This is a genomic window from Nocardia sp. NPDC058497 (assembly GCF_042720195.1).
Taxonomy (GTDB): domain Bacteria; phylum Actinomycetota; class Actinomycetes; order Mycobacteriales; family Mycobacteriaceae; genus Nocardia.
On sequence record NZ_JBHXMY010000172.1, the window covers coordinates 5,350 to 10,713 of the forward strand.

The window sequence follows — 5,364 nt, forward strand, 5'->3', positions numbered from 1 at the left end:
GGGGGCGCATCCCGCGCAGTGTTCGTCGCGCACCCTCACGGTCACGGGGGCGCGCCCAGGGCTCCCCGCGCCCGGGGCCCCGCCCCCACGGGTCTGCTCGATGACGCCCTTGCGCGCGTCGACCAGCAGGATCACCAGCTGCGCGGTGGACGCGCCGGAGACCGTGTTGCGGGTGTACTGCACGTGCCCCGGGGTGTCGGCGAGCACGAAAGAGCGCTTGGGCGTGGCGAAGTAGCGGTACGCCACATCGATGGTGATGCCCTGCTCACGCTCGGCGCGCAGACCGTCGACGAGCAGCGACAGGTCGGGGGTCGACAGACCCTTGTCGACCGAGGCGCGGGTGACGGCGTCGATCTGATCGGCCAGCACGGACTTCGTGTCGTAGAGCAGCCGTCCGACCAGGGTGGACTTGCCGTCGTCGACAGAACCGGCGGTGGCCAGCCTCAATAGGTCGGACATCAGAAATAACCCTCTCGCTTGCGGTCTTCCATGGCGGCTTCCGACACACGGTCGTCGCCGCGAGTAGCACCACGTTCGGTCAGTCGGGACGCGGCGACCTCGGCCAGGATGGCCTCGTTGTCGGCGGCGTCGGAGATGATGGCGCCGGTCGTCGAGCCGTCGCCGACGGTGCGGTAGCGCACCGACCGGGTCTCGAGCACCTCGTTGTCGTTCGGGCCGCCCCACACACCGGGGGTCATCCACATGCCGTCGCGCTGGTACACCGGGCGCTCGTGGGCGTAGTAGATGCTGGCCAGATCGATGTCCTCGCGGGCGATGTAGCGCCAGATGTCGAGCTCGGTCCAGTTGCTCAGCGGGAACACGCGCACGTGCTCGCCCGGCGCGTGCTTGCCGTTGTAGAGGTTCCACAGCTCGGGACGCTGACGCTTCGGATCCCACTGGCCGAAGGCGTTGCGCAGCGAGAAGATCCGCTCCTTGGCGCGCGAGCGCTCCTCGTCGCGCCGGCCGCCGCCGAAGACCGCGTCGAAGCGGTGCTCGGTGATGGCGTCGAGCAGCGGGACGGTCTGCAGCGGGTTGCGGATGCCGTCGGCGCGCTCGGTGAGGCGGCCGTCGGCCAGGTACTCCTCGACCGAGGCCACGTGCAGGCGCAGGCCGTACTTCTCCACCACCTTGTCGCGGAACTCGAGCACCTCGTCCAGGTTGTGCCCGGTGTCGACGTGCAGCAGCGCGAACGGCAGCGGCGCGGGCCAGAAGGCCTTGAGCGCCAGATGCAGCAGCACCGTGGAGTCCTTGCCGCCGGAGAACAGGATCACCGGCCGCTCGAACTCGCCCGCGACCTCACGGAAGATGTGGATCGCCTCGGACTCCAGCGCCGCGAGGGTGTCGAACTCGGTCAGGCCGAGGTCGCGTTCGGTGGTGTCGGTACTCACAGGCTCACTCCCGGTGGTGGTGATGGTCATGATTGGTGCAATCCGCATTCGGTCTTGGCGAGGCCGGCCCAGCGGCCACTGCGCGGATCGGACCCCGGTTCGGGCTTGCGCGTGCACGGTGCGCAGCCGATGGACGGGTAACCCTCCTCCACCAGGGGATTGACGAGAATGCCGTTGGCCTCGATGTAGGCCTGCATCTCGTCGTCGGACCACGGTGCGATCGGGTTGATCTTCACCAGGCCGAAGGCATCGTCGAAGGAGATCAGCGGCGCGTTGGCGCGGGTGGGCGCCTCGACCCGGCGGATGCCGGTGATCCACGCGTTGTAGCCGGCCAGCGACTTCTGCAGCGGGACGACCTTGCGCAGCCGGCAGCATTCGGCGGCGTCGCGGGCGAACAGATCCTTGCCAAGCAACTCGTCCTGCTCGGCGACGCTGTGCTCGGGACGCACGTTCACCACGTTCACCCCGTACACGGCCTCGACCGCGTCGCGGGTGCCGATGGTCTCGGCGAAGTGGTAGCCGGTGTCGAGGAACAGCACGTCGACGCCGGGACGGGTCTGCGCGGCCAGGTGCACCAGCACGCCGTCCTGCATGTTCGAGGCGACGATGTAGTTGTTGCCGAACGTGCGGTCGGTCCAGGCGATCAGGTCGGCGGCCGAGGCCTCGGGGCCCAGTTCGGCCGCGCCCTGCTCGGCGATGGCGCGCAGCTCGTCTTCGGACAGCTTCGCGGCGAGATTCGTTGTCACTGTGGGGATCTCCTCATCGGCTATCGGAGGTCGGCCTCGTCGGCGCGCACTGCCCACACCGCGAAACGTTCACCGGATTCCCGGTTCTTGACGAAGTTGCGGACGACGCGATCGATGTAGTCGCCGAGCTCGACGCTGGTCACCTTGTGCTGACGCAGCTTCCGGCCGAACCCGCTGTCCAGGCCGAGGCTGCCACCCAGGTGAACCTGGAAACCCTCGACCTGATTCCCGTTGCCGTCGTCGACGAGCTGGCCCTTGAAGCCGATGTCGGCGATCTGGGACCGGCCGCAGGAGTTCGGGCAGCCGTTGATGTTGATGGTGATCGGCACGTCGAGCTCGGCATTGATGTCGGCCAGGCGCTGCTCGAGCTCCGGCGCCAGCACCTGCGAGCGCTTACGGGTCTCGACGAACGACAGCTTGCAGAACTCGATGCCACTGCAGGCGAGCAGGTTTCGCCGCCAGATCGACGGACGGGCCTGCAGGCCCAGCGGTTCCAGCTCGTCGATCAGCGCGTCGACCTGGTCGTCGGCGATGTCGAGGATGATCAGCTTCTGGTACGGGGTGAACCGGATCCGGTCCGAGCCGTATTTCTCGGCGGCGTCGGCGACCTTGCTCAGGATGGTGCCGGACACGCGACCGGCGATGGGGGAGAAGCCGACGGCGTTGAGGCCGTTGCGCAGCTTCTGCACGCCGACGTGATCGATCGGCTTGGCCGGCTGCTCCGGCGCGGGACCGTCGATCAGCTTGCGCTTCAAGTACTCGTCCTCGAGCACCTGCCGGAACTTCTCGATGCCCCAGTCCTTGATCAGGAACTTCAGGCGGGCCTTGGTGCGCAGGCGGCGGTAACCGTAGTCGCGGAACAGCGAGACCACGGCCTCCCACACGTCGGGCACCTCGTCGAGCGGCACCCACGCGCCGACCCGCTGGGCCAGCATTGGATTGGTCGACAGACCGCCGCCGACCCACAGGTCGAGGCCGGGGCCGTGCTCGGGGTGGTTCACGCCGACGAAGGCGACGTCGTTGATCTCGTGCACCACGTCCTGCTGGCCTGAGATCGCGGTCTTGAACTTGCGGGGAAGGTTGGAGTACTCCTTCTTCCCGATGTAGCGCTTGACGATCTCGTCGATCGCCCAGGTCGGGTCGATGATCTCGTCGAGTGACTCGCCGGCCAGCGGCGAACCGAGGACAACGCGCGGGCAGTCGCCGCACGCCTCGGTGGTGTGCAGGCCGACCGATTCCAGCCGCCGCCAGATCTCCGGGACGTTCTCGACCTCGATCCAGTGGTACTGGACGTTCTCGCGGTCCGAGAGGTCGGCGGTGTCGCGACCGAACTCGGTGGAGATCTGGCCGATGGTGCGCAGCTGAGTGGCATTGAGCGCGCCAGCGTCGCAGCGCACCCGCATCATGAAGTACTTGGCTTCGAGGATGTCGACGTTGTCGTCGTCGGTCCAGGTGCCGTCGTAGCCCTCTTCGCGCTGGGTGTAGAGACCCCACCAGCGGAAACGGCCACGCAGATCGGCCTTGTCGATCGAGTCGAAGCCGCCCTTGGCGTAGATGTTCTCGATCCGCGCGCGCACGTTGAGCGGGTTGTCGTCCTTCTTGGACTGCTCGTTCGGGTTCAGCGGCTCGCGGTAGCCGAGGGCCCACTGGCCTTCGGAGCGGCGGCGGACCGGCTTGCCGGTGCGCTCGCGCGGCGCGACGGGGGCTTCGCTGCGCGGCCGATCGGGCCGCACGCGGCGTTCGGCTGCCGGGCGCTCGGGGCGGGCCTGCGCCGTCGACTGTTCGGTCGAAGCGGCGTCGGTGCTCGACGTCATGTGGGGTCGCTCCTGCGGGGTGGGTGGTACATCCGTGCTGAAGGCGCGAGGGGCTGGCTCGCGTCAGGTGGTCAGCGGGCCGATGAAAGTCGATGGCACCGGGAGATACCCGGGCGTGGACGCCGCTGCGCTACCGGGGGAAACCGGGCCGACAGCAGGCGCTGCAGACACGCTGGAAGTCGACGTGGCGCCGGGCCACGAGTCGTACTCCAGTTGCGTGCATGTGGCTATTGTGCCATGTCAGCCGGGTCGTTCCGACCGCAAGGAGATATTTCCCGCACTTTTGAGGGAAATTCCCTGGACGGCCGTCCCGTTCTGTGACGGGGGTCATAGTTCGCCTGCCGGAAGCGACCGGTGATTCGTCACCGACTCCGCGTGTGCGGTGCGGCACAGCGTGTTGACCTGGAGTGCTGTTGAGGTTGCACAGTTGGTCGCATGAGCATCGACGTCACCGTGGCAGGCCAGACCCCCAGCGATCTCGACACCGAACTCACGGCCATCACGGCCGTGGTCGACACCATCGCCCACGCGCAGGACAACGAACTGATCGACGAGTTCACCGCTGTCTTCCGCGCCGACGCGATCTGGACCACGGGCCACGGCAAGCGGCTGTTCGGCAGGCCTGCCATCGCCGAGTTCACCGCCCAGGTACTGCCCGGCGCCACCACCCACGGCAAGGCGACCTACGAGATCGAGCACGTGCTGTTCCTGCGGCCCGATGTCGCCGCCGTCAAGATCCGGCAGAGCTACTTCACCCTCGAGGGTGAGCTGTCCGGGCAGGGCACGCCGATGTACGTGATGACCAAGGAAGACGGCGCCTGGGTCCTCACCGCCAACCAGAACACCCCCGTGGTGCCGGACTGACGCGCTGAGTCGCTCCGGCGAAGGGGCCGTGCGGGGCGGTTCACCAGGGCCCGGCAGACTGGAGGGGTGACTACCAGCGCTGCTCCCGGGGTTCCCCGCGTGACACCGGCCGATGCCGATCGGCCGGTGCTGCGCGATTTCGGGGGCGGCGCGTTCGGGGTGTACGTGCACGTGCCGTTCTGCGCGACGCGGTGCGGGTATTGCGACTTCAACACCTATACGGCGGGAGAGCTGGGGACCTCGGCGTCGCCGCAGTCGTGGCTCGAGGCGTTGCGCGGCGAGCTCGCGACCGCGGCGGGCGAGTTCGCCGCATTGCCGAGCGAGACGCCACCGGTGTCGAGCATCTTCGTCGGCGGCGGAACACCGTCGCTGCTCGGCGGCGACGGGCTGGCCTCGGTCCTCGACGCGGTGCGCGCCAACTTCACGCTGGCGCCCGGTGCCGAGGTGACCACCGAATCCAACCCGGAATCCACCTCGCCCGAGTTCTTCGACCGTATTCGCGCCGCCGGATACACGCGGGTGTCGCTGGGCATGCAGTCCGCGGCGCAGCAT

The 5,364-nt window shown here is 68.1% G+C and carries 6 protein-coding genes; 2 read left to right on the top strand and 4 right to left on the bottom strand.

Annotated features, from left to right (window positions below; all coding sequences use genetic code 11):
* The 4 genes from ACFWPJ_RS14295 to ACFWPJ_RS14310 form a co-directional block, all read right to left on the bottom strand.
* Window positions 1-459 (bottom strand): GTP-binding protein (locus ACFWPJ_RS14295; RefSeq protein WP_378851080.1); only part of this gene is annotated, 459 nt, incomplete at its 3' end.
* A complete protein-coding gene (cysD, locus tag ACFWPJ_RS14300) occupies window positions 459-1,436 on the bottom strand; it encodes a sulfate adenylyltransferase subunit CysD (protein WP_378851083.1) in 978 nt (325 codons plus the stop codon). The genes cysD and ACFWPJ_RS14295, both read right to left, overlap by 1 nt.
* On the bottom strand, window positions 1,415-2,134 hold the full coding sequence (locus ACFWPJ_RS14305) for a phosphoadenylyl-sulfate reductase (RefSeq protein ID WP_378851086.1): 720 nt from the start codon (window positions 2,132-2,134) through the stop codon (window positions 1,415-1,417). The genes cysD and ACFWPJ_RS14305 overlap by 22 nt, the downstream gene beginning before the upstream one ends.
* A gap of 20 nt (window positions 2,135-2,154) precedes the next feature.
* Complete coding sequence (locus ACFWPJ_RS14310; RefSeq protein WP_378851089.1) at window positions 2,155-3,948, bottom strand: nitrite/sulfite reductase; 1,794 nt, start codon at window positions 3,946-3,948, stop codon at window positions 2,155-2,157.
* 435 nt (window positions 3,949-4,383) lie between these two features.
* Here ACFWPJ_RS14310 and ACFWPJ_RS14315 point away from each other — a divergent pair, with 435 nt between their 5' ends.
* Window positions 4,384-4,812 (top strand): SgcJ/EcaC family oxidoreductase, encoded by a 429-nt coding sequence (locus tag ACFWPJ_RS14315; RefSeq protein WP_378851091.1) that lies wholly within the window; start codon window positions 4,384-4,386, stop codon window positions 4,810-4,812.
* Window positions 4,813-4,911: 99 nt separating this feature from the next.
* Window positions 4,912-5,364: radical SAM protein (locus tag ACFWPJ_RS14320; RefSeq protein WP_378851094.1), on the top strand; the 453-nt coding region annotated here is incomplete at its 3' end.